General features: G+C 67.6%; 26 protein-coding genes. 12 read left to right on the top strand and 14 right to left on the bottom strand.

Annotated features, from left to right (window positions below):
• The 11 genes from fliL to NOM55_RS05305 form a co-directional block, all read right to left on the bottom strand.
• Entirely contained in the window at positions 1-474 is a 474-nt protein-coding gene (gene fliL, locus NOM55_RS05355) for a flagellar basal body-associated protein FliL (protein WP_255907791.1), read from the bottom strand.
• Positions 471-1607 (bottom strand): flagellar hook-length control protein FliK, encoded by a 1137-nt coding sequence (locus NOM55_RS05350; RefSeq protein WP_255907790.1) that lies wholly within the window; start codon positions 1605-1607, stop codon positions 471-473. Before NOM55_RS05350 ends, fliL begins: the two co-directional genes overlap by 4 nt.
• Complete coding sequence (locus NOM55_RS05345; RefSeq protein ID WP_255907789.1) at positions 1604-1891, bottom strand: 13E12 repeat family protein; 288 nt, start codon at positions 1889-1891, stop codon at positions 1604-1606. Before NOM55_RS05345 ends, NOM55_RS05350 begins: the two co-directional genes overlap by 4 nt.
• Positions 1878-2270: a flagellar export chaperone FliS gene (gene fliS, locus NOM55_RS05340; RefSeq protein WP_255907788.1), complete on the bottom strand. Its 393-nt coding sequence runs from the start codon at positions 2268-2270 to the stop codon at positions 1878-1880. Before fliS ends, NOM55_RS05345 begins: the two co-directional genes overlap by 14 nt.
• A 14-nt stretch (positions 2271-2284) precedes the next feature.
• On the bottom strand, positions 2285-3634 hold the full coding sequence (fliD, locus tag NOM55_RS05335; protein ID WP_370687861.1) for a flagellar filament capping protein FliD: 1350 nt from the start codon (positions 3632-3634) through the stop codon (positions 2285-2287).
• A 78-nt stretch (positions 3635-3712) separates the two neighbouring features.
• Positions 3713-4159: a flagellar FliJ family protein gene (locus NOM55_RS05330; protein ID WP_120810518.1), complete on the bottom strand. Its 447-nt coding sequence runs from the start codon at positions 4157-4159 to the stop codon at positions 3713-3715.
• Entirely contained in the window at positions 4156-5466 is a 1311-nt protein-coding gene (gene fliI / locus NOM55_RS05325) for a flagellar protein export ATPase FliI (RefSeq protein WP_255907787.1), read from the bottom strand. The genes NOM55_RS05330 and fliI overlap by 4 nt, the downstream gene beginning before the upstream one ends.
• 1 nt (position 5467) lies before the next feature.
• The gene (fliH, locus tag NOM55_RS05320; protein WP_255907786.1) at positions 5468-6160 is read right to left on the bottom strand and encodes a flagellar assembly protein FliH; all 693 of its coding nucleotides are present in this window, start codon (positions 6158-6160) and stop codon (positions 5468-5470) included.
• Positions 6157-7218, bottom strand: a complete 1062-nt coding sequence (locus tag NOM55_RS05315) for a flagellar motor switch protein FliG (RefSeq protein ID WP_255907785.1) — start codon at positions 7216-7218, stop codon at positions 6157-6159. The genes fliH and NOM55_RS05315 overlap by 4 nt, the downstream gene beginning before the upstream one ends.
• On the bottom strand, positions 7202-8896 hold the full coding sequence (fliF, locus tag NOM55_RS05310) for a flagellar basal-body MS-ring/collar protein FliF (protein WP_255907784.1): 1695 nt from the start codon (positions 8894-8896) through the stop codon (positions 7202-7204). The genes NOM55_RS05315 and fliF overlap by 17 nt, the downstream gene beginning before the upstream one ends.
• Before the next feature lie 13 nt (positions 8897-8909).
• Positions 8910-9248, bottom strand: coding sequence for a flagellar hook-basal body complex protein FliE (locus NOM55_RS05305; RefSeq protein ID WP_047968386.1), 339 nt, complete (start codon positions 9246-9248; stop codon positions 8910-8912).
• 262 nt (positions 9249-9510) lie between these two features.
• Here NOM55_RS05305 and NOM55_RS05300 point away from each other — a divergent pair, with 262 nt between their 5' ends.
• The 7 genes from NOM55_RS05300 to NOM55_RS05270 are packed head-to-tail and all read left to right on the top strand — an operon-like array spanning position 9511 to position 15756.
• Positions 9511-10365 carry a FliM/FliN family flagellar motor switch protein gene (locus NOM55_RS05300; protein ID WP_255907783.1) on the top strand — a complete coding sequence of 285 codons (855 nt, stop codon included), beginning with the start codon at positions 9511-9513 and terminating at the stop codon, positions 10363-10365.
• A 3-nt stretch (positions 10366-10368) separates the two neighbouring features.
• Positions 10369-10722, top strand: coding sequence for a flagellar motor switch protein FliN (gene fliN / locus NOM55_RS05295; protein ID WP_047968384.1), 354 nt, complete (start codon positions 10369-10371; stop codon positions 10720-10722).
• Positions 10719-11477 (top strand): flagellar type III secretion system pore protein FliP, encoded by a 759-nt coding sequence (fliP, locus tag NOM55_RS05290; RefSeq protein ID WP_255907782.1) that lies wholly within the window; start codon positions 10719-10721, stop codon positions 11475-11477. The genes fliN and fliP overlap by 4 nt, the downstream gene beginning before the upstream one ends.
• Positions 11477-11749 (top strand): flagellar biosynthesis protein FliQ, encoded by a 273-nt coding sequence (gene fliQ, locus NOM55_RS05285; RefSeq protein WP_047968382.1) that lies wholly within the window; start codon positions 11477-11479, stop codon positions 11747-11749. The genes fliP and fliQ overlap by 1 nt, the downstream gene beginning before the upstream one ends.
• Before the next feature lie 5 nt (positions 11750-11754).
• Complete coding sequence (gene fliR, locus NOM55_RS05280) at positions 11755-12534, top strand: flagellar biosynthetic protein FliR (protein ID WP_255907781.1); 780 nt, start codon at positions 11755-11757, stop codon at positions 12532-12534.
• Positions 12527-13669 carry a flagellar type III secretion system protein FlhB gene (gene flhB, locus NOM55_RS05275; RefSeq protein WP_255907780.1) on the top strand — a complete coding sequence of 381 codons (1143 nt, stop codon included), beginning with the start codon at positions 12527-12529 and terminating at the stop codon, positions 13667-13669. Before fliR ends, flhB begins: the two co-directional genes overlap by 8 nt.
• On the top strand, positions 13666-15756 hold the full coding sequence (locus NOM55_RS05270) for a flagellar biosynthesis protein FlhA (RefSeq protein ID WP_255907779.1): 2091 nt from the start codon (positions 13666-13668) through the stop codon (positions 15754-15756). The genes flhB and NOM55_RS05270 overlap by 4 nt, the downstream gene beginning before the upstream one ends.
• Here NOM55_RS05270 and NOM55_RS05265 read toward each other — a convergent pair.
• The 3 genes from NOM55_RS05265 to NOM55_RS05255 form a co-directional block, all read right to left on the bottom strand.
• Positions 15731-16693, bottom strand: coding sequence for a hypothetical protein (locus NOM55_RS05265; protein WP_255907778.1), 963 nt, complete (start codon positions 16691-16693; stop codon positions 15731-15733). The genes NOM55_RS05270 and NOM55_RS05265 overlap by 26 nt on opposite strands.
• 90 nt (positions 16694-16783) lie before the next feature.
• Positions 16784-17614: a flagellin gene (locus tag NOM55_RS05260; RefSeq protein WP_047967765.1), complete on the bottom strand. Its 831-nt coding sequence runs from the start codon at positions 17612-17614 to the stop codon at positions 16784-16786.
• Between the two features lie 107 nt (positions 17615-17721).
• A complete protein-coding gene (locus tag NOM55_RS05255) occupies positions 17722-17937 on the bottom strand; it encodes a hypothetical protein (RefSeq protein ID WP_255907777.1) in 216 nt (71 codons plus the stop codon).
• A gap of 38 nt (positions 17938-17975) precedes the next feature.
• On the opposite strand from NOM55_RS05255, the gene hmpA reads away from it, so the two are divergent.
• From hmpA to NOM55_RS05230, 5 genes are all read left to right on the top strand, one after another.
• A complete protein-coding gene (hmpA, locus tag NOM55_RS05250) occupies positions 17976-19316 on the top strand; it encodes an NO-inducible flavohemoprotein (RefSeq protein WP_370687864.1) in 1341 nt (446 codons plus the stop codon).
• Positions 19317-19368: 52 nt separating this feature from the next.
• Positions 19369-19818, top strand: a complete 450-nt coding sequence (locus NOM55_RS05245; protein WP_255907776.1) for an Rrf2 family transcriptional regulator — start codon at positions 19369-19371, stop codon at positions 19816-19818.
• 233 nt (positions 19819-20051) lie between these two features.
• On the top strand, positions 20052-20279 hold the full coding sequence (locus NOM55_RS05240) for a DUF2798 domain-containing protein (protein ID WP_255907775.1): 228 nt from the start codon (positions 20052-20054) through the stop codon (positions 20277-20279).
• A 311-nt stretch (positions 20280-20590) separates the two neighbouring features.
• Positions 20591-22012: a sodium:alanine symporter family protein gene (locus NOM55_RS05235; RefSeq protein WP_047967770.1), complete on the top strand. Its 1422-nt coding sequence runs from the start codon at positions 20591-20593 to the stop codon at positions 22010-22012.
• 313 nt (positions 22013-22325) lie between these two features.
• The gene (locus NOM55_RS05230) at positions 22326-22532 is read left to right on the top strand and encodes a helix-turn-helix domain-containing protein (RefSeq protein ID WP_156168041.1); all 207 of its coding nucleotides are present in this window, start codon (positions 22326-22328) and stop codon (positions 22530-22532) included.
• Positions 22533-22590 lie beyond the last annotated feature (58 nt).

The following is a 22590-nucleotide window of genomic DNA, read 5'->3' as shown; positions in this document are numbered from 1 at the left end:
TTACTCGACGATCAGCTTGCTGACCATCACGTCGCTGAACGGCTGCGGCTGCTGGTCCTTGCGGTAGGCCGCGCTGTAGTGCTGCAGCAGCAGGGCCTGGAATTCGTCCACGCTCATCGCCGCCGCCTGCGTGCGCGTCAGCTGCGACAGCGCGCGTACCGCGATGCTCTTCAGCAAGGGCAGCTGTTCCTTCACCTGCGCCTGCTGCTCGTTGTCGGTGCGGAACACCAGGTCGATCGACATGTAGTGCAGCTCGTCCTGCCCCGCCTCGCGCAGCATCACGATGATCTTGTCGAGGGTGAGGTAGCGCTTCGGCGTCGCCGGCTCGGCCGCCTCCGTGGCCACCGGCTCGCGCAGCGGGCTGCTCAGGGCCGCGCCGCCCTGCTGCTGCAGCCACCAGTAGGTGGCACCGCCGCCCAGCAACAGCGTCAGCAGCATGCTGACCAGGAAAATCACCACCGTTTTGCTTTTCATGCCTCTGCTCCTGCCTGATAACCTGCCAGGCCAAATCCGTCATCTTCTGCCGCCAGCTGCAGCGCGCGCCCCGGGCTCGCCTGCTGCTCCGGCTCGCGCCGTCCCTGCTGCTGCCCGCCGTGACCGTCACCGGCGCCGTGGCGCACCTCCAGCTGCACCGACTGGAACTGGCGGTTGCCCAGCTCCTGGCGCAGCAGCTCGCCGATGCCCTGCAGCTGGCGCGCCATGTCGCCGTTGCTGGCGGTCAGCTGTACCGTCAGGTGGCCACCCTCGTGGCGCAGCGCGATTTCCAGCGAGCCGAACGATGGCGGGTCGAGGCGGATCAGCGCGCGGTCGATGCCGTGGCTGGACTGCACCGCCAGCCGCTGCGCCAGCAGCTGGTGCAAGGCACCGCCCTGAGCGCCCGCGCTACCGTCGTCGACCGACAGCGGCGCCCACTCCGGCAGCGCCGCCGCGGCCGCCGGTGGCTTGCCCAGTTCGTGCGCCGGCACTGGCAACGCGGGCACGCCGCCAGCCAGCAGCCGCGGCTCGGCCGGCAGCGGCGTACTGGCCGCCGCGTCGGCCACCGCCACCGCCGCCAGCTCGCTGCCGTCGGTGGCAGGCACCGTACTGCTCGCGTTGCCGTCGCCGCTCACGCCGCCGTTGCGGCCAACGTTGGCCGCAAGCAGGCTGCCCGGCATCGTCGCCAGCGCCGGTGCCGCGCCAAGCGTCAGCGGGGCAAGCGCGACCGGTGCCGCACCGCGCGGCAGCGGGGCAAGCGCCACTGGCACAGCCGGCTCAGGGGATGCCGGCACGCCGGCAGCGACGGCAGGCGTCAGCCCGGCGCTAGCGCCGCCCGGCGTGGCCGCCGTGTCGGTAGCCGGTGCCGGTGTGCTCTCCGCCGGCAATGGCAGCGGGCCGAATGGCAACGCGGTGGCTGCAAGCGGCGCCGGCGCAGCGGCCGTCGCCACCTCGGGCGCAGCCGTGTCGGTCGCGGGTTCGCCGTCGGTGGCCGGCAGGCCGCCCATCAGCAGCGCAAACAGCGACGGGCCGCTGCTGCCGGCAGCGACAGACGGCAAGGCCGCGGCCACCACCGCGGTCGCGGGGGTGCTGGCAGGAACGGGGGCGGCAGGCGCCAGGAGGGTGCTGTTCATGGTTGTTCCGCAAATTCGCTGACGTTGGCGTAGGCAAGACTCTGCTCGCGCTGCTGCAGGCAGCGCGCCATGTCCTGTTCCGATTGCTGCAGCGCGCTGCCGATCTCGCACAGCAGCGCCTGGTAGAACTGCTGCAGCTGCGCCACCTCGTCCGGGCGCAGCCTTGGCGCTTGCGGCAGCTGCGCGGCCAGCGCGCGATCGAGGCGCTGCAACGCATCCCAGTCGCGGCTTGCCACCGCCTGCTGCAGCTGCTGGCCGAAGGCGGTGACGTCAAAGCGCGGCATGCTGTTCCTGTACCCCCATCCAGCCGCCCTTCAGCGTGTGCAGCAGCTGCACCACCTCGTCCAGCGCCGCCAGATCCAGCTCGATGCTGGCGTGGTAGAGGCGGAACACGCAGTAGTCGTACAGCCGCGCCAGATTGGTCACCACCTCGCCGCCGTGGTCGCTGTCCAGCGCGCTGGACAGGCCACCCAGGATGTTGATGCACTTGCTGATGCTGTCGCCCTTCTGCTCGTAGCGCTGCTGCTCCAGGTGGCCACGCGCCCGCGCCAGCTCTTCCAGCAGGCCGTCAAACAGCACCAGCACCAGCTGCACCGGCGAGGCGGTGGCGGTTTGCGATTCCAGGTTGACAGCGTGATAGCTGCGGTAAGCGTCGTAGTCCACGATGGCGGCGGTCCTTATTGGTTCTGGGCGAAGTAGTTGTTGAGGCTGTCCAGCGTGCTGCTCATCTGGCTCTGCATCGCCTGCAGGCGCGAGTACTGCCCCAGATAGCGCTGGTACACCTGCTGGTATTCGGCTTCGAGGCGGATCTGGCGCTTGTCCAGATCGTTCTGCGTGCGGGTGATGGAGTCGCGGCGCTGCGTGATCACGCCCTTGGTGCTGCTCAGCCACTGGTCGAGGTAGCCGCGCACCGACTTGATCAGGCCGTCGCCGTTGCTGTCGCTGAAGAAGCTGTCCAGCGCCGCCGGCTTGTCCTGCAATAGCTTGGTCAGCTTGCTGCGGTCCAGCGTCAGGCTGCCATCGCGGCTGGCGCTGACGCCCATCTCCGCCAGGCGCACGCCGCCGATGTTCTGCCGCACCATGTTGTTGAGCTGGTCGCGCAGGGTGCGCACCCCGGAATCGGTGGCGAAGATGCCGGCGGCGGTCTTGCCGTCGCCGCTGCTGGTCAGCGTGCCCAGCGATTTCAGCAGCGTGTTGTAGCTGTCGACGAAGCTTTGCAGGTTGGCCGCGGTGTCGCCGTCATTGCGCGCCACCGTCAGCTGCAGCAGCGCGTCGCCGTCGCTCATCGCGCGGCTGAGCGTCAGCGTCACGCCCTGGATCGCGGTAAAGGTATTCGAGGCCTGCTTCACCAGCACCCCGGTGGTCTTGCCCCCCAGCCACACTTCCGCGTCCTGCGCCGCGCTCAGCTGCGTCGGCGCGTCCAGTGCCGCCTTCAGCGCGGCATTGCCAATACCGCTGGTATCGAGGCTGATCTGGCCGGCGGCGCCGGTAGCGGCGGACGACAGCACCAGCCGGCTCTGGCCGTCGGCGGTCAGCACCATGGCGTTGACCTTGCCCTGGTTGTCGGCGGCCTGGTTGATGGCGCGCGCGATCTCGCTGGCCGACAGGCTGAGGTCGCCGTCGACGTCGGCGCTGGCGAGGCTGACATTGAAGGTGGCGCCGCCCTGCAGCGTAACGCTGAAGCTGCCGCCCTCGGCCGCCGGCACGCCGCCGATATTGCCGAACGCCAGCTGGTGCGCGGAGGCGACCTTGTCCACGAACAGCGAATAGCTACCGGCCTGCGCGGTGGCACCGGCGCTGGCGGTGGCGATGCCGTCGCGGCTCAGGCTGGCACTCATCGCCAGCATGCTTTTCTTGCCGGCCAGGGTGGCAAGGCTGCTACGAAAATCCTGCAGTGCCTTCTGCAACTGGCTGAGGCCGTCGCTGCGCGCCTTGCTGGTCTTGTTCTGTGCCGCCAGCTGCTGCTCGGCGCTCTGCATGTAGATCGATGCCATCTGCGATGCCATCTGTGACGGATTAATGTCCACTTTCCTGTTCCTCCGAACGCGTAGCGAATACCTGACAAGGCGACGCGGCGCGCTGTTTGCTTGAAAAAGTGTGAATAATCACATCGGCCCCTGCTGTCGCAGCCACGCCAGGCTGGCCTGGTCGTCGCTGCGCTTCTGTTCCTGACGTTGCTGCTGCTGCGCGAGATCAGCGGCGGTGCGCTGCTGCAGGCTCATCAGCACCTCGCGCCGCAGGCTGGCCGCCAGCAGCGCCTGCTGGCTGACCGCGGTATCGGCCTCGGCCAGCTGCAGATCCAGCTGCTGCGACTGTTTCAGCTGCAGCAGCGCGTCCTTGTAGCCGGCGCAATTGAGCGCCAGCGCCGGCAGCGTGCGGCTACCGCTGGCGCCGCTGTGGCGGCACAGCTCGTCCATGCGCTGGATGTTGCGCTGGTAGCGTTCCTGCAGCTGCCGCTTGTCGGCGACTTCGCGCTGCAGGCGCGCCACGTCGGCGTCCTTCAGCGTCAGCAATTGCTGCAGGTTTTGCAGCGTGGTGCGGGCCTTGATCATGCGAGCAGTGCCTCCAGTTGTGCGATCACCTGCGGCAGCGTGACGGCGTCGTCGGCGCGCTGGCACAGCAGCTGTTCGATCTGCGGCATCAGCCGTACCGCGCGGTCGGCCTGGGCGTCGGCGCCCGGCACGTAGCCGCCGAGCGGGATCAGGCCACGGATTTCCTGGTAGCGGCCCCACAGCGCCTTCAGCGTGCGCGCCGCGTCCAGGTGCCCCCGGCCGCCGATCTGGCTCATGCAGCGGCTGACCGAGGCGCCGATATCGATCGCCGGGTAGTGGCCCTGCTCCGCCAGCGCCCGCGACAGCACGATGTGGCCGTCCAGAATGGCGCGCGCGGTATCGACCACCGGGTCCTGCTGGTCGTCGCCTTCCGCCAGCACGGTGTAGATCGCGGTCATGCTGCCGCTGCTGCCCTCGCCGTTGCCGGCGCTCTCCGCCAGCGCCGGCAGCATGCCGAACACCGACGGCGGGTAGCCGCGCGTCGCCGGCGGCTCGCCCAGCGCCAGCGCCACCTCGCGCTGCGCCATCGCGTAGCGGGTCAGCGAATCGACCAGCAGCAGCACGTTGCGGCCCTGATCGCGGAAATGGGCGGCGATGGTGTGGCACAGCTCGGTCGCCTTCAGCCGCATCAGCGGCGATTCATCGGCCGGCGCCACCACCAGCACCGCCTTGGCGAGGCCGTCCTTGCCCAGCGCGTGCTCGACGAATTCGCGCACCTCGCGGCCGCGCTCGCCGATCAGGCCGACCACGACGACCTCGGCCTCGGTATGGCGGGTAATCATGCCCAAGAGCACGCTCTTGCCGACGCCGCTGCCGGCGAACAGGCCGACACGTTGGCCGCGGCCCAGCGTCAAGAGGCCGTTGATGGCGGCGACGCCGACATCCAGCGGCTGCGCCACCGGCTGCTTGCGCAGCGGGTTGATCTGCGGTGGATGCGCCGCCAGCGGCATGTCGCCGCCGAGGCGGCCGCGTTCGTCCAGCGGCTCACCCAGACCGTTGACGATGCGCCCCAGCCAGCTGTCGCCGATCATCAGCCCGGCGCTGTCGGCGGCGGGAATCACCCGCGCGCCGGTGCTCAGTCCGACCGGCTTCTTGAACGGCATCAGGTAGGACACCTCGCGGCGGAAACCGACCACCTGCGCTTCCAGGTAATGGCCGCTGGCGGTTTCGATCAGGCAGCGCTGCCCGGTTTGCAGCGGACAGCCGATGCTCTCCAGCAGCAGGCCGGAGGCGCCGACCAGCTTGCCGGTGACGGTGGCCAGCGGCACGTCGGACAGGTCCAGCCGCGCCAGCGCGTCGCGCAGCATCTCAGTCGTCTCCCGCCGGCAGCGGCAGCGCGCTGTCGGCACTCAATTGTTCGCGCAGGCGCTCGACGCAGGCGCCGAGGCGTTGCTCGCAGCCGGCGTCGATGTCGCTGTCGGCGCTGCGGATGCGGCACTCGCCCTGCGCCAGCGTGCTGTCCGGGCGCAGCGCCCAGCGGCTGGCACGTTCCGGTGCCAGCTCGCGGATGCGCTGGTATTCCTCGCTGTTGAGCAGGATTTCCACCTCGCCGGCGCGCGGCGGCAGTGCGGCCAACGTTTCTTCCACCAGGTCGAGGATCTGCGCCGGTTTCAGCGTCAGCTCGCAGCGGATCACCTGCCGCGCCACCTTGGCCACCAGGTTGATCACGTCCTCGCGCAGCGCGCTCTGGTAGTCGACGCGGCAGCGCTCCATGGCGGCGGTGGCGGCGTCCAGCGGCCGCGCCGCGCCGTCGAACTGGGCCAGCACCTGCTGCATCGCCTCGCGACGGCCCTGTTCGCGCCCGGCGGCGAGGCCGGCGTCAAAGCCGGCCTGCTTGCCGGCGCTCTCGCCACTGGCGTAGCCCTCGCCGTAACCGAGGTCCATGCCCTGGCGAAAGCCGTCGGCGGCGGAAGCCTGCGCCGAGCCGGGCTCGGCGGCCGCCAGGGCGCCGAGCTGGGCCGCCATGAGCGGCGGAAAGCGGTAGGGACGCCACGGGTTCACTCGACGACTTCCTCGGCGAACAGCTGCAGGTCGATCTCGCCGGCCTCGGCCAGCGCCTTGACCTGCGCCATGATGTCGCGGCGCACTTCCTCGACGCGGCTGAGCGGCACCGGGCCGGAGCGGCGCATCATCGCCTCGAACGCCTGCGCCTGGCGGCGCGGCATGGTCTGGGTGATGGCCAGGCTGACCGCCGGCTCGGCGCCCTTCAGCGCGATCGCCCACATTTCCAGCGGCACTTCCTCGGTCAGGCGCAGCAGCACGGTCTCGGTCTGCCGCGACAGGATGAAGAAGTCGTACATGCGCGCCTCGATCTCGTTGACGATCTCCGGATCGTGGCCGCGCAGCAGCTCGATCATGCGCGCGCGGTCACCCGGCAGGCGGTTGATGATGTCGGCGGTCTGCTGCATGCCTTCCACCAGCGTGCTTTGCGTGTGCAGGCTGTCCAGGCAGCTGTTGACCAGCTCCTCCAGCTCCTGCAGCAGTTCGCGGTCGATGTCCTTCAGCCGCGCGATGTTGACCAGCACCAGGTCGCGGCTGTCCTGCGGCAGCGCGTCGACCACCTGCCCGGCCAGCGCCGGCGGCAGGAAGGCGAGGAACACCGCCTGCATGCGCACGTGTTCGCCGGCGATGCGATCGGCCAGCCACTTCGGCGACACCCACTGCAGGCGCGCCATTTTCGGGCGGATGGCGTCGCCGTAGATATTGTTGAGCACGCTGTTGGCGATGTCGCTGCCCAGCGCCAGGTCCAGCGAGCGCTTGAGGAAGGCGCGGCTGGCGCCGTGTACCCCGCTCTGCTCGCGGTATTCGTCGAAGAACTTCTGGATGCTGGTCTTCACCGCGTCGACCTTGATGCCGCTCAGCGACGACATCTCCTGCGTCACCGCCAGCAACTCCTCGCGCGACAGGCAGCGCAGCACCGCCGATGCCGGCTCCTCGCCCATGCACAGCAGCAGGATGGCGGCCTGTTCCAGCGGCGTCATGCCTTCCGCGTTGCCCAGCGCGACACCGGCACTGGCCGCCGCGTTGTGCAGCAGGTCGGACTTATTGAGTTCGTCCATTTTTCTGTACCCATTGTTTGACGACTTCGGCGACGCGCTCCGGCTCTTTCGCCGCCAGATGCTTCAGGTGATCGACCAGCACGTCGACGCTGGAACCGGCCGGCGGCAGATCGTAGTTCTCCAGCAGCGGCACCACGGTGCTGCCGCTGCGTGCCGCCGTCGGGTCGGGCAGCGCCGCCACCGCGGCGCGCTCGTCGGCCGGGGCCGGCTGCGGCGTGTCGTCCGGGGTCAGCAGCAGCGGCTCGGGGCTGGCAAACGCCACCGGCAGTGCCGCCGGCAACGGTGCGGCCAACCTTTGCCGCAGCAGCTTCAACAGCGGCCGCGCCAGCAGCAGGTACAGCAGCAGGCCGCTGATGGCGTAACCGGCCCACGACAGCGCGGTCGGCAGCCACACGCCGCCCTCCTCCCACCACGGCAGCGGCGCCGCCTGTGCCGGAAAGGCCAGTGCCGACAGCACCAGCGCGTCGCCGCGTTCGGCCTTGATGCCGAGTCCGCCGCGCAGCAGCTTGTCGATGCCGGCCAGCTGCGCAGGCGTCCACGCCCGGCCGTTCGGCGCCGCGCCCTCGTTCAGCACCACCGCCACGCTGAGACGGGACAATTCGCCGCGCGCATGCTGGATCTGCATGATGCTGCGGTCGTAGGCGTACTGGCGGGTGACCGCGTTCTTGCTGACCGCGGAACCCTCGGCCGCCGGCATCGAGGCATCGGTGTCGATCGGCAGGTTGGACAGCGAGCCGGGGATGCCCAGCGCCGCCTTTTCGTTGCTCTTTTCCTCGCGCGAGGCCTCGTTGGTCACCTTCGGTGCCTCGCCGTACTTCTCGCGCGTTTCGTTGATGCGGTCGTTGTCGACTTCGGCGGCGATGCTGACGCGGAAGTTGTCGGCGCCGACCACCGGCGCCAGCAGCGCGCGCACGTTTTCCAGCGCCTGCTCGCGGTGGCGGCGCTCGTTGTCACTCTCGTTCAGCGCGATGCCGCCCTCGGCCAGCGTCAGCCGCGCCGACAGCAGGTTGCCGGCCTGGTCGACCAGCGTCACTCGGGCCGGGTCCAGCGTGGACACGCTGCCGGACACCAGCTTGACGATGGCGGACACCTGTTCGTTGCTCAGGCTCTGCCCCGCCTTCAGCGTCACCACCACCGAGGCCGAACCCTTGTCCTCGCTGGCGCCGACGAAGGCGCTGCTTTTCGGCAGCGACAGGTGCACGCGCGCGGCGCGCACCGGCTCCAGCGCCAGGATGCTCTGTACCAGCTCGCCCTCCAGGCCGCGGCGGAAGCGCACGTCCTGCACGAACTGGCTGACGCCCAGCGGGTCATTGTTGTCCAGCAGCTCCAGCCCGGCCGGCAGCTGCGCCACCACGCCCTTGCCGGCCAGCTGCATACGCACGCGGCCCAGCTGCGCCTCCGGCACCAGCACCTGGCCGCTCTGCGGATGCAGGCGATAGGGGATTTTCTCGGCGTCGAGCACCGCCATCATGTCGGCGGCGGACACCTTTTCCTGTTCGCCGAACACCGGCTTGTAGCTGGCGTCGTCGTGCCACAGGTAGACCACCACCAGCACGGTCAAGGCCAGCGCCAGCATCAGCAGCGGCAACAGGTAACGCCAGGTGGCGGCGGGCAGCGCCGCCGGGGGCAGGCCTTTGGCCCGCAGGCCGGAAAAGCCGTTTTTGAGTTGAGTCAGCACGGGGAACCGCCAGTCAGATTGGCATCTTGATCAGGTCGTCGACGGCGGCGACGACCTTGTTACGGACCTGCATCAGCATGGAGAAGGACAGGCTGGCTTCCTGGCTCAGCATCATGGCGCCGACCAGATCGTCGCTGCGGCCGCTGTCGACATCGGCCATCTTGTCGCTGGCGACGCGGTTCTGGGTATCGACCTCGCTGACCGCATTCATCATCGCGCCGGAGAAACTGACCGCGGTATCGGCACTGCCCGTCTCCAGCGGCGAGGCCGCCGCGATGTGCGACAGCGCGCCCATGTCTTTGGCGATCTGCTGCTGATCGGCAGCGATCAGCAGATCAAGGTTAATTGCCATGCTCTCTCTCACCAGAAGCGTTTGCCTGCGCCGTGGCGGCAGCGGGCGGAAAGCCCTGTCCGGGCCGGCAGCAGGAAGGATTGGAACGTGGCGCAGTTTAAACGTGCACTTACCAATGAACCGTGTAAATTTTCACAGATCGTTATGTGAATTTTCACCCTTCCGCCCGGAGGGCATTCAGTAAGATGCGGCTTCCATCAGTGCGTCGCGGCGACAACTGCCCGCCGGCCAGCCCGATACCGCCACCTGAAACCGACCCGCCATGCCCAAGTCCAGAATTCTTGCTCCAGCCGACGGCGCGCGACTGCCCCCCGTTGCCACCGCAACCCTGGGCCGCCCGTTCCACCTGCTGCCCGTGTACTTGCGCACCCTGCAGCAGGCGCTGGCCGATTTCGTGCAGCGCGAACTGAACGCGCGCTACCACGCCCGCTTCGTGCTCAGCCAGCTCGTCGCCGGCGACGCGCCGCAGGATGAGCCGCGCCGCACCTGGCACCGCTGGGGCGGCGGCGCCTTTGCCGTGCATATCGAACGCCAGCTGCTGCTGCAGATCCTCGACTACCGCTACGGCGGCAACGGCAGCAGTGCCGGCACGGCCGACAGCAGCCGCGAAACCGAAACCGAACACCGCCTGGCGCGCCTGCTCGGCAACCGCCTGTCGCAGCTGCTGCTGGCCAGCATGCAGCGCGGCGGCCATGCGCTCGCCGCCGGCGACGGCATCGACAACCTGTCGTTCGCACTGCGCGACAAGCCGAGCTGGGAGGCGGTGCTGACACTGGCCGACCACAGCGGCGTGGCGCAGGGCCGCATCGCGCTGGGGCTGGACGACGACAGCGTCGGCTACCTGCTGCAACAGCTGGCCGGTGACCGGCTGCCGGAAGCGGTGGCCAGCAGCGAGCCGCTGCCGTTCACCGAACAGCTGCGCCTGCGCCTGCGCGCACAGCTGCTGGAAAAGCGGCTGCCGCTGGGCGAGGTGCTCGACCTGCAGGTCGGCAGCGTACTGCCGATCCGGCTGCCGCCGCAGACCGATGTCTACGTTGGCCGCAAGCGCCTGTTCGCCGCCAGCGTGGTCGATCGCGGCGGCAAGCTGTGCCTTACCTCATTTCAGGATGTGGAGTAAACGATGCAATCACCCGACGATTTCGACCTCGACGGCATGCTGGACGGCATGCCCGCCGCCGACGCCAGCCACGAGGCGCCGCTGCCGGCACGCCCGGCGCGCGACATGCAGGGCTTCCTGCGCAAGATCCCGGTGTCGCTGACGCTGGAAGTCGGCACCGCCGAGATCTCGCTCGCCGACCTCGCCAGCATCGACCCCGGCTCGGTGATCGAGCTGGACAAGCTGGCCGGCGCGCCGCTGGACATCAAGATCAACGGCACCGCCATCGGCAAGGCCGAAGTGGTGGTCGCCGGCGAGAACTACGGCCTGCGCGTGATCGCGCTGGACAATCTCGACCTCGACGCGCTGACCTCATGATGCCAATGCTGTGGCGCCGCCTGCGGGCGCTGCTGCCGGCGCTGTTGCTGCTGGCGGCGCCGCTGGCGCAGGCCGACGACACGCTGAAGCTGCTGTCCGCCAGCGGCCAGGGCGGCGCAGTGGACTTCACCGTCAAGACCCAGATCCTGGTGCTGATGACCCTGCTCGGTCTGCTGCCGGTGCTGGTGCTGATGATGACCAGCTTCACCCGCTTCGTGATCGTGCTGTCGCTGCTGCGCCAGGCGCTGGGCCTGCAGCAGGGCCTGCCCAACCGCATCGTCACCGGCGTGGCGCTGATCCTGACGCTGCTGGTGATGCGCCCGGTCGGCGTCGAGGTGTGGAACAAGGCGATGCTGCCCTACGACCAGGACCAGATCAGCATGCCGGAGGCGCTGCTGCGCGCCGAGGCACCGCTGTCGCGCTTCATGCTGGCGCAGACCGGCAAGAGCGCGCTGGCGCAGATCGCCAAGCTGTCCGGCGAGAGCCACATCCGCGACCCGCGCCAGCACGCGTTTGCGGTGAAGCTGGCCGCCTTCGTGCTGTCGGAGCTGAAAACCGCGTTCCAGATCGGCTGCATGCTGTTCATCCCCTTCCTGGTGATCGACCTGGTGGTGTCCAGCGTGCTGATGGCGATGGGCATGATGATGCTGTCGCCGCTGGTGATCTCGCTGCCGCTGAAACTGTTGCTGTTCGTGCTGGTGGACGGCTGGTCGCTGACCGTCAACACCCTGGTTACCTCGATACAGGCCTACTGATGCTGACTCCCGATATTGCCGTCGACCTCGTCAACGACAGCCTGCACGTGGTGATCGTGCTGGTGGTGCTGCTGGTGCTGCCCAGCCTGATCGTCGGCGTCATCGTCAGCCTGGTGCAGGCGGCGACGCAGATCAACGAGCAGACGCTGTCCTTTTTGCCGCGCCTGCTGGTGACGCTGGCCACCATCGCGCTGGCCGGGCACTGGATCACCGGCATGCTGATGGATTTCTGCATCGACATCTTCCAGCGCGCCGCCACGCTGGTCGGCTGAGCGACATGAACGCCGTACTCGCCGAACTGCTGGTGCTGCTGCCGGCGCTGTGGTGGCCGTTCTGCCGCTACGCCGCGGCGATCAGCATCGCGCCCTTCCTCGGCGAAAGCGTGGTGCCGGTGCGCGCCCGCCTCGGCCTTGCGCTGGCGCTGGCGGTGGCGACGCTGCCGGCGATGCGCGGCGTGCCGACCATCGACCCGTTCTCGCTCTACGGCGTGGTCACCGCCATCGAGCAGGCCGTCATCGGCCTCTTGTTCGGCCTCGCCTTCCAGCTGGTGATGACCATCCTGTCGCTGCTGGGCTTTCTGGTGTCGTCGCAGATGGGGCTGTCGATGGCGGTGATGAACGACCCCGGCAACGGCAGCTCTTCCGACGTGATCTCCAACCTCTTGTACCTGCTGGCGGCGCTGCTGTTCTTCGCCATGGACGGCCATCTGGTGCTGACCCAGGTGGTGTTCGACAGTTTCAAGGTGTGGCCGGTCGGCGGCGGCCTGCTGCCGCAGTCGCTGGCAAGGTTGGCCGCAAGCCTGGGCTGGGTGTTTGCCGCCGCCATCGTGCTGGCGCTGCCGGCGGTGTTCGCCACCTTCGTGGTGCAGGTCGGCTTCGGCCTGATCAACCGCGTGGCGCCGGCGCTGAACCTGTTCTCGCTCGGCTTCCCGGTGGTGACGCTGTTCGGGCTGCTGACGCTGGGGCTGGTGCTGCACTACTTGCCGCAGCACTACCTGCGCCTGAGCGGCCAGATGCTCAACCTGCTGCAGGGCATGATGGGAGCGCGCGGTGGCTGAGGCGCACAACGGCGACAAGACGGAAAAGGCCTCGCCGCACAAGCTGCGCGAGGCGCGCAAGCAGGGCCAGGTGCCGCGCTCCAAGGATGTCGCCACCGCGGTCGGCATCGTGGTGGCGGTGTGGCTCAGCTTCTGGCAGATGCCGGACTGGCTGGCCGATTTCCGCCGCCTGTTCGCGCTGGCCTTCGCCTCGCTCGGCGGCCGCGGCACGCTGGAGAACGTGTGGTCGATGCTGTTCGCCGGCAGCCTGACCCTGCTGGTGAAGATGCTGCTGCCGCTCTTGGTGATCCCGCTGCTGATCGTGGTGTTCTCGATGCTGCCCGGCGGCTGGATCTTCGTCGGCCAGCACTTCTTCCCGCAGCTGAAGCGGCTCAACCCGCTGAGCCACCTGGGACGGGTGGTGTCGGCCAAGCACGCCAGCGAGGTCGGCAAGTCCATCCTCAAGGCGCTGCTGCTCGGCGGCGTGCTGTACGGCGTGGCACTCTCCGCGATGCAGGATTTCTTCGCGCTGCAGGACCTGCCGCTGGACGAGGCGCTGGCCGCCGCCGGCGCGCGCCTGCTGCAGGCGCTCTTGGCGCTGGCGGCGGTGTTCGTGCTGTTTGCCGTGATCGACCTGCCGCTGCAGTGGCTGCTGTTCCAGCGCGAGCAGCGCATGAGCAAGCAGGACCTGAAAGACGAGTACAAGAAGACCGAGGGCAGCCCGCAGATCAAGCAGCGCATCCGCCAGGTGCAGCAGCAGCTGGCGCAGCGCGGGCTGCGCAAGTCGGTGCCGACCGCCGACGTGATCATCGTCAACCCGACTCACTACGCGGTGGCGCTGAAGTACGACGAGGACCGCGCCGAGGCGCCGTTCATCATCGCCAAGGGCGTCGACGAGATGGCGCTGTGCATTGGCCGCATCGCCGCCGAACACGATATTGCCGTGCTCACCATCCCGCCGCTGGCGCGGGCGGTGTACCACACCACCCAGGTCAACCAGCAGATCCCGGCGCCGCTGTACCGCGCCGTGGCGCAGGTGCTGACCTATGTCTTGCAGCTGAAAGCCTTCCGCAGCGGCAAACGCCGCCTGCGGCCAACCTTGCCGGATGATTTGCCGGTGCCAGCCCATCTCGCCAATCCGAAAACGACAACATGACCGCCCTCAACCGCCTGCTTGCCCTCATGGCGCGCCACAAGGTCGCCACCCCGCTGTACCTGCTCGCCATCCTGGCGATGGTGATCCTGCCGCTGCCGCCCCTGGTGCTGGACCTGCTGTTCACCTTCAATATCGTGCTGGCGATCATCATCATCCTGGTCAGCGTGTCGGCGCGGCGGCCGCTGGACTTCTCCATCTTCCCCACCATCATCCTCGGCGCCACGCTGCTGCGGCTGACGCTGAACGTGGCCTCGACGCGGGTGGTGCTGCTCGACGGCCACCAGGGCACCGACGCCGCCGGCCGCGTGATCGAGGCCTTCGGCCACGTGGTGATCGGCGGCAACTTCGTGGTCGGGCTGGTGGTGTTCGTGATCCTGATGATCATCAACTTCATGGTGGTGACCAAGGGCGCCGAGCGCATCTCCGAGGTGTCGGCGCGCTTCACGCTGGACGCGCTGCCGGGCAAGCAGATGGCGATCGACGCCGACCTCAACGCCGGGGTGATCACCCAGGAAGCGGCGCAACAGCGCCGCCGCGACATCAGCACCGAGGCCGACTTCTACGGCGCGATGGACGGCGCCTCCAAGTTCGTGCGCGGCGACGCCATCGCCGGCATCCTGATCCTGCTGATCAACCTGATCGGCGGTGTCGCCATCGGCACGCTGATGCACGACATGGCACTGGGCGACGCCTTCCGTCAGTACGCGCTGATGACCATCGGCGACGGCCTGGTGGCGCAGATCCCGGCGCTGCTGCTGTCCTCCGCCGCCGCCATCATCGTCACCCGCGTCAGCGATTCCGGCGACATGCAGGAACAGGTCAGCAGCCAGATGCTGGCGTCGCCGGTGGTGCTGTACTCCGCCGCCGGCATGATGTTCATGCTCGCCATCATCCCCGGCATGCCGTGGCCGACCTTCATCGGCTTTGCCGCGCTGCTGGCCTTTGTCGGCTGGCGGCTGCAGCAGGCGCCGGCCAAACCCGGCGCGCCGCTGGATCACGGCGCGCTACAGCAGGTGCTGCAGGGCGACGGCGAGCCGGAGCTGGACTGGCACAGCCTGCCGTACAGCGAGACGCTGACGCTGTCGCTGGGCTACAAGCTGGTGACGCTGATCGACAAGGCGCAGGGCGCGCCGCTGAGCAAGCGCCTGAAAGGGGTGCGCCAGACGCTGAGCGAAAGCATGGGCGTGCTGCTGCCGGCGGTGGCGGTGCGCGACGACCTGAAACTGAAGCCGGCGCAGTACGCGATCCTGCTGGCCGGCAGCACCATCGCCGAGGCCGAGGTGCACGCCGACCGGCTGATGGCGATCCCGTCACCACAGGTGTACGGCACGCTGGACGGCATCCCCGGCGTCGACCCGGCGTTCGCGATGCCGGTGACCTGGATCGAGATGCAGGACAAGGCGCGTGCGCTGGGGCTGGGCTACCAGGTGGTCGATTGCGCCAGCGTGATCGCCACCCACGTCAACAAGGTGATGCGCGACTATCTCGCCGAGTTGTTCCGCCACGACGACGTCGCCGCGCTGGGCGACAGGTTGGCCGCACAGGCGCCCAAGCTGGCGCAGGCGCTGGCACAGGCGCTCACCGCCAACCAGCAGCTGAAGGTGTACCGTGCGCTGCTGGCCGACGGCGTGTCGCTGAAGCCGGTGGAGGCGATCGCCACCACGCTGGTGGAAGCCGCCGACAACAGCAAGGAGCCGATCATGCTGGCGGCGGAGGTGCGCGCCGCGCTGAAGCGGCAGATCGTGCAGGCCATCCTCGGCCCGCGTGGCGAGATGAAGGCGTTCAACCTCGGCGCCGACCTGGAAAACCTGCTGCTGGGCGCGCTGGGCCAGGCGCAGCAGAGCGGCAAGGCGGCGCTGGACAGCTTCCCGATCGACCCCAACGTGCTGCAGCAGCTGCAGCAGAACATGCCCATCATCCGCGACCAGATGAAGCAGATGGCCACGCCGCCGCTGCTGCTGGTGATGCCGCAGCTGCGCCCGCTGCTGGCGCGCTACGGCCGCCTGTTCGCGCCCGGCCTGCACATCCTGTCCTACAACGAGGTGCCGGAAAACCGCGAGGTCAGCCTGGTGGGGACGCTGGGCTAGCCGGCAGCAGTATTTCCAGAATCAGCGCCGCGGCGACAAACAGCGACGCCGGCAGCCGCGACGCCTCGAACAGGCTGATGCCGTGCCGCCCCAGCGCCAGTCCGGACAGCGCCGGCCGGCTGCCGATGTGACAGGCCGCGACCTCGAAACCGGCGCCGTGCAACGCCGCCAGCAGGCTGCCGCGCTGCGACCGCAGCCAGTCGCACAACGCCTCCTCGCCGTGAAAACACAGCCGCAGTCCCGCGCCGTCCAGCCGCAAGCGCAGGCGCAGCCGTCCCTGCGGCAGCTCGCACTCTAGCAACAGGTCCAGCGCCGCCGGTGGCGCGGCGGCGTCTTCCGCCTCCGGCTGGTCTTCCACCTGCCAGCCCAGCGGTGGCCCGCCCCACAGCCACATCGGCAGCCACAAGGGCAGCGGCAACGCAGCCTGGCCGCGCAGTGACGCCAAGGCAAGATCGGGCAAGGCACCGAGCAGCGCGCCGGGCAGGTGGCTGCCGGCCTCGCGGTGAAACTGCGCCGCCGCTGCGGCCAAGGTGCCCACCAGCGCCTCGCGCCAGGCGCTGGCCAGCTGCGCCGGCGGCAAGGCCGCCTGGCGGAAAGCCGGCGCCGGCAGCGTCGCCGGCAGCGGCGGGCCGTCGTCCGCTGGTGCCGTATCCGGCGGCGCGGCGGACGGCAGCAGCGGTGTCAGCTGCGGCGGCGGCCCGGCCGCCAGCACCCGGAACGGCAGCACGCTGCCCGGCACTGGTGGCGGCAGGCTCGCCGGCCATTGCCGCAGCAGCCAGTGCAGCGCGTCGCCTTCCAGCTGCACGCTGCCATCGGCCAGCAGCGCCGCCACGCGCAGGTTGAGGATGTCGCCCGCTTGCAGCCTGTGCTGCGACGTCGCCGTCGCCGCCGGCTGCAACGCACTGACGCCACCGACCGCCCGTATCGCTTCCGCCATCCTGCCCTCCCCCGGCGCCAGCGCGGCACCAATGACAACAGCCGCCTCGCGGCGGCTGCAGACTGATTAAAGGTACAACGGGTAAAACGCTTACTGCATCAGCGACATGGCCAGCTGACCGATGGAACCGGACTGCTTCAGCATCGAGGTACCAGCCTGCATCAACATCTGACGCGATGTCATGTTGGCGGTTTCGTTGGCGTAGTCGGTGTCCATGATGCGCGACTTGGCGATCTGGGTGTTGTTGTTGACGTTGGCCAGGTTGTTGCTGATGTGGTTCAGGCGGTTGGCGCCGGCACCGATGGACGAACGCAGGGTGCCAACGGCAGCAACGGCGGTGTCAGCCAGTGCGATCACGGCGCTTGGGTCGGCAATCGACAGGTCGCCGGCGATCAGCGCGGTGTTGGCGGTACCGATGGCGGTCAGGTCGGCGGAGGCGTTGAAGGTGTAGGCTTCGGCCGCAGTGGCACCCACCTGGAACTTCATCGCCGCGGCCAGCTTGCCGCCAGTCAGCAGCGCTTCGCCACCGAACTTGGTGTTGGTCATGATGTTGGTGATTTCGGCGCCCAGCGCATCGAATTCAGCCTTCATTGCGGTCTTGTCGGCAGCGGTGGCGGTAGCGGTAGACGCTTCGGTGGCCAGGTCTTTCATACGCAGCATGATGTTGGACACTTCGGACAGCGCGCCGTCGGCAGTCTGCAACAGGCTGATACCGTTCTGCGCGTTCTTCATCGCCACGGTCATGCCACGGCTTTGCGCTTCCAGACGGGTCGCGATCTGCAGGCCGGCGGCATCATCCTGCGACGAGTTGATGCGATAACCGGTACCCAGACGGGTCATCGAGGTCGTCAGCGAGTTCTGGCTGGTATTCAGGTTGCTTTTGGTGAACAGGGATGCGGCGTTGGTGTGAAGGCTCAGCATGATCTATCGCTCCGTATTGAGGAAGTTTGGAACAGCGCTTGTTGCGCCATCACCAGTACAAGACGGCAGCACGGTGTCGCGGCTTAAATCCGGCAGAGTGTGAAAAATCACATTGCATGGCGGCGGCCGTGACGGCAGGCCATCACCACCACCACCGACAGCTTGAATACCCCGGCCGACAGCGTCAGCAGCAGGTGGGCGGCGATGACCCAGCCCAGCGCCAGCGGCACGCTTCCCTGGTAGGCCAGATACAGGCAACCGCCGAACAGCAACAGGGCGGTGACGGCGGCGCGGCGGGCGGTGGTTTCGATGGTGTGCGACATGGGAGACTCCGGGGCTGACACGAGGAAATTAAACATGTATTATTTGTACATGTTTTAAGCCGGCCTGTCCCGCCGCGTTCGCCACCGTCCATCCCCGGCCCGAACGTTGGCCGCGTATCGCCGCTGGCGCACAAAAACATGTATTTTTTACACAACAAAAGGAAAGCACGATGCTGGATCAGCACACCCGTCAACTGGTCAAGGCCACCGCCCCGATCCTGAAACAACACGGCGTCACCCTCACCCGCCACTTCTACGCGCGCATGTTCCAGCACAATCCGGAACTGAAGCAGATCTTCAACCAGGGCCATCAGCAGGCCGGCAGCCAGCAACAGGCGCTGGCGATGGCGGTGGCCGCCTACGCCGAGCACATCGACGATCCGTCGGTACTGGCACCGGTGCTGACACTGGTGGCCAACAAGCACGCCAGCCTCGGCATCCGCGCCGAGCACTATCCGATCGTCGGCGGCCACCTGCTGGCCTCGATCCGCGAAGTGCTGGGCGACGCCGCCAGCGACGAGCTGATCGCCGCCTGGGCCGCCGCCTACGGCCAGCTGGCCGACATCCTGATCGCCGAGGAAAGCAGGCTGTACCAGCAGGCGGCCACCCAGCGCGGCGGCTGGAGCGGCTGGCGCGCGTTCAAGGTTGGCCGCAAGGTGGCGGAGAGTGCGGAAATCACCTCCTTCTATCTGCAGCCGGCCGACGGCGGCGCGCTGCCGGACTACCTGCCGGGGCAGTACGTGTCGGTGCGGCTGGCGGTGCCGGCGCTGGGCATGATGCAGCCGCGGCAGTACAGCCTGTCGGCGGCACCCGGCGGCACGGCGCTGCGCATCTCGGTGAAGCGGGAAGGCGGCAGCGCCAGCACCCCGGCCGGCATGGTATCCAACGTGCTGCACGACACGATCGAGGTTGGCGCGCTGCTGGACCTGGCGCCGCCGATGGGCGACTTCTTCCTGCACCAGGAACGCAGCACGCCGGTGGTGCTGATCAGCGGCGGCGTCGGTATCACCCCGCTGCTGGCGATGCTGGAACAGCTGCTGCAACAAAACAGCCCGCGCAGCATCCGCTTCCTGCACGCCTGCCGCGACGGCAGCGTGCACGCCTTCCGCCAGCACGTCGCCAATCTGGCGGCCGAGTATCCGCAGCTGCACAGCGCCATCTACTATGAGGCGCCCCGCGCCGAGGACCAGCCGGGCGTGCACTACCATCACGCCGGCCGCATCACGCTGACGGCAGAGATGATCGTCGCCGACGCCGACTACTACCTGTGCGGCCCACTGCCGTTCATGCAGGCGCAGCAGCGCTCGCTGCTGGCGCTGGGTGTCGATGCCGCACGCATTCATGCCGAGGCCTTCGGCACCGGTGGCACCGCGCTATAATCGCGCACAGCGGGCCGCAGCGGCGGCCCGCTTTTACCCGGATACTGCCTGCATGCAACTGACCCACTTCACCGACCTTGGCCTGCGCGTCCTGATGTACCTCACCGACGAGCCGCGCGCGGCGCCGGTCACCATTGGCGAGATCGCCGAGCGCTTTGCCGTGTCGCGCAACCATCTGGTCAAGGTGGTGCACTTCATGTCGCAGCAGGGCTGGCTGGTCACCACCCGCGGCAAGGGCGGCGGCCTGGCGCTGGCGCGTGCGGCCAACCTTTACCCGCTGGGGCAGGTGATCCGCCAGCTGGAAGGCATCACCGAGCTGATCGACTGCGCCGAGCCGCCATGCCAGCTGCGCGGCAGCTGCCAGCTGAAAGGGATGCTGGACGAGGCGCTGCAGGCCTTTTTCAGCGCGCTGGACCGCTACACGCTGGCCGATGCGGTACGCACGCCGACCAGCCAGGCCATCGCCATCCTGCACCGCATGTCGCCGCGCGCGCTGTCCTGAGCCGCGCGTCAAGGTCTACGGCGGCGGCTCGCCATGCGGCGCGACGGCCTTAAGCACGCGCCAGGCCTGCGTCTTTACCCCGTGTCAACGCCGCTTCCGCCGTCGTTGTCGTTCTGTCGCACGTGAACGCGCACGATCTGGCACCGCTTGCGGGCGCGTGCCGCACCCCGGACATTGGTCAAGTCGCTTTACATTATATAAAATGCGCTACCCACCACCGTAGCGAGACCACCATGTCCCCTCCTTCCCGCAAACACACCCTGCTATTCGCGCTGCTGATGTCCTGCTACATGGCCTTCCTGATGTCGGCCATCCTCACCGCGGTCAATACCGGCCTCGACGCCGGCTTTGTCGGCCGCTGGCTGCGCGCCTGGCTGCTGGCGTGGAGCTGCGCCTTCCCGCTGGTGCTGATCGGGGCGCCGCGCCTGCGCCGCCTGCTGCTGCGCTACGTCGGCCCCTGACAGCGTTGCCACCCGGCGGCCGCCCGGCCGCCGTTCGTTTCGGTTCACTTTCAATCAAATCGAATCGAAACAACCGGAAACCCGCCGCAAAACAGGGTTTTTCCCACCAAGAATCACCACAAACGAACACACCCCCGTCGCAATTTACGCTATCATGCCGCCCCTTCAGCGGCGATCACCGCTGAAAACCTGGCACCACAAGACCGCTGAAGCGGCAATTGACCATAACAACACCCTGAGCCCGTTGATGTTGCCGGCACCGCCACAAGTGCTGCCGGCGGCGTTGCGCTCGACACGCATTAGGAGCACATATGGAATTACTTCACGGCTGGATCAATGCCGGCAATGACCTGATCTGGGGTCAGCTACTGATCTACCTGTTACTGGGCATCGGCCTGTTCTTCACCCTGCGCATGGGTTTCATGCAGATCCGCCTGCTGCCGCGCGGCGTGAAGGAAATGCTGGGCGGCCGCAACCACGTCGCCGGCAGTAACGACATCTCCTCGTTCCAGGCCTTCGCCACCGGCCTCGCCAGCCGCGTCGGTACCGGCAACGTCGCCGGCGTCGCCACCGCCATCGCGCTGGGCGGCCCCGGCGCCGTATTCTGGATGTGGATGACCGCGCTGCTGGGCATGGCCAGCGCCTTCGCCGAATCCAGCCTGGCACAGCTGTTCAAGGTCAACCACCACGACAACACCTTCCGTGGCGGTCCGGCCTACTACATCCAGAAGGGCCTGAACATGCGCTGGCTGGGCATGGCGTTCTCGATCTCGCTGATCGTCGCCTTCGGCCTGGTGTTCAACGCGGTACAGGCCAACTCCATCGTCGCCGCGACAGAAGGCGCGCTGGGCTGGGACAAGAACCTGGTCGCCATCGGCCTGGTGCTGCTGACCGCGCCGATCATTTTCGGCGGCATGCGCAAGGTCGGCCAGGTGGCGGAATGGATGGTGCCGGTGATGGCCGCGCTGTATCTGGGCATGACCGTGTACGTGATCATCACCCACGCCAGTGAAGTACCGGGCGTGCTGGCGCTGATCGTGAAGAGCGCCTTCGGCATGCAGCAGGCTGCCGGCGGCTTTGCCGGCTACGCCATCAGCCAGGCGATGATGCTGGGCATCAAGCGCGGCCTGTTCTCCAACGAGGCCGGCATGGGCTCGGCACCAAACGCCGCCGCCGCCGCCACCACCCGTCACCCGGCATCGCAGGGCCTGATCCAGATGTTCGGCGTGTTCATCGACACCATGATCGTGTGCACCTGCACCGCACTGATCGTGCTGCTGTCCGGCGCCTTCGTGCCCGGCGCCGAGCTGAAAGGCGTACAACTGACCCAGGCGGCGATGAGCGCCACGCTGGGCAGCTGGGGCGGCACGCTGCTGGCGGTGATCATGTTCCTGTTCTGCTTCAGCACCATCATCGGCAACTATGCCTATGCCGAGGGCAACGTCGAGTTCATCAAGAACAACAAGACCGTGATCTTCCTGTTCCGTCTGGCGGTACTGGGCATGGTGGTCTTCGGCTGCCTGGGCAGCTCGATGCTGGTCTGGGACATGGCTGACCTGGCGATGGGGGTGATGGCGCTGATCAACCTGTTCGCCATCGTGATGCTGTCCAAGTACGTATTCGTACTGCTGAAGGACTACCAGCAACAGCTGAAGGCCGGCGTGAAGCAGCCAGTGTTCGACGTGAAAAAGTATCCGGAGATCGAAGCCAAGATCCACAAGGACGTGTGGTAAGCCTTGCGGCCAACCTTGTCCCGAGCAAGCCCGCCACCGGCGGGCTTTTTTGCGCGCGGGCGCGGCGCACGATGGCAACGCCACCAAGGCCAAGTCTGCCCTTGCCCCACCGCCAGCACCATCCATCCTAGGTGTCGGTCCTCGCCGGAGGCGATGACGCACCGCGACCGATGTCGCCATGGCAGAGGAAAGGCAAGTGGCGACCATAGGTAGTTTTGCTGATAGAGGCCGGATAATGACTAATGTATGATTTCTTATGCCATGTTGAGGGCCGAGAAATATGTCTGAACAAACCGTAGCCGATGGACGAGTCATGCTTGATCCTGCCAAGCTCAAGAAGTTGAGACGTGACAAGTGTTTTAGCCAGGACGATCTGGCGGAACACGCCCGAATCAACCGCTGTCCCGTTTCTACCGCCTCGATCAAAAGGGCCGAACTGGGGACACCGGTACGTTACCGAACGGCAAAAAACCTGGCGCAGGCCCTGGGGGTCGAGGTCAGTCTATTATTCTCCGAATAATCTATTCGGCAAATACCAGATAATCATTATCTAAATTTTTACAGTATTTTCACGCATC

The organism is Vogesella sp. AC12, from assembly GCF_024437575.1.
GTDB classification, from domain to species: Bacteria; Pseudomonadota; Gammaproteobacteria; order Burkholderiales; family Chromobacteriaceae; genus Vogesella; species Vogesella indigofera.
The sequence above is the reverse complement of the archived record's forward strand: the minus strand, read 5'-3'. Positions and strand labels throughout refer to the sequence as shown.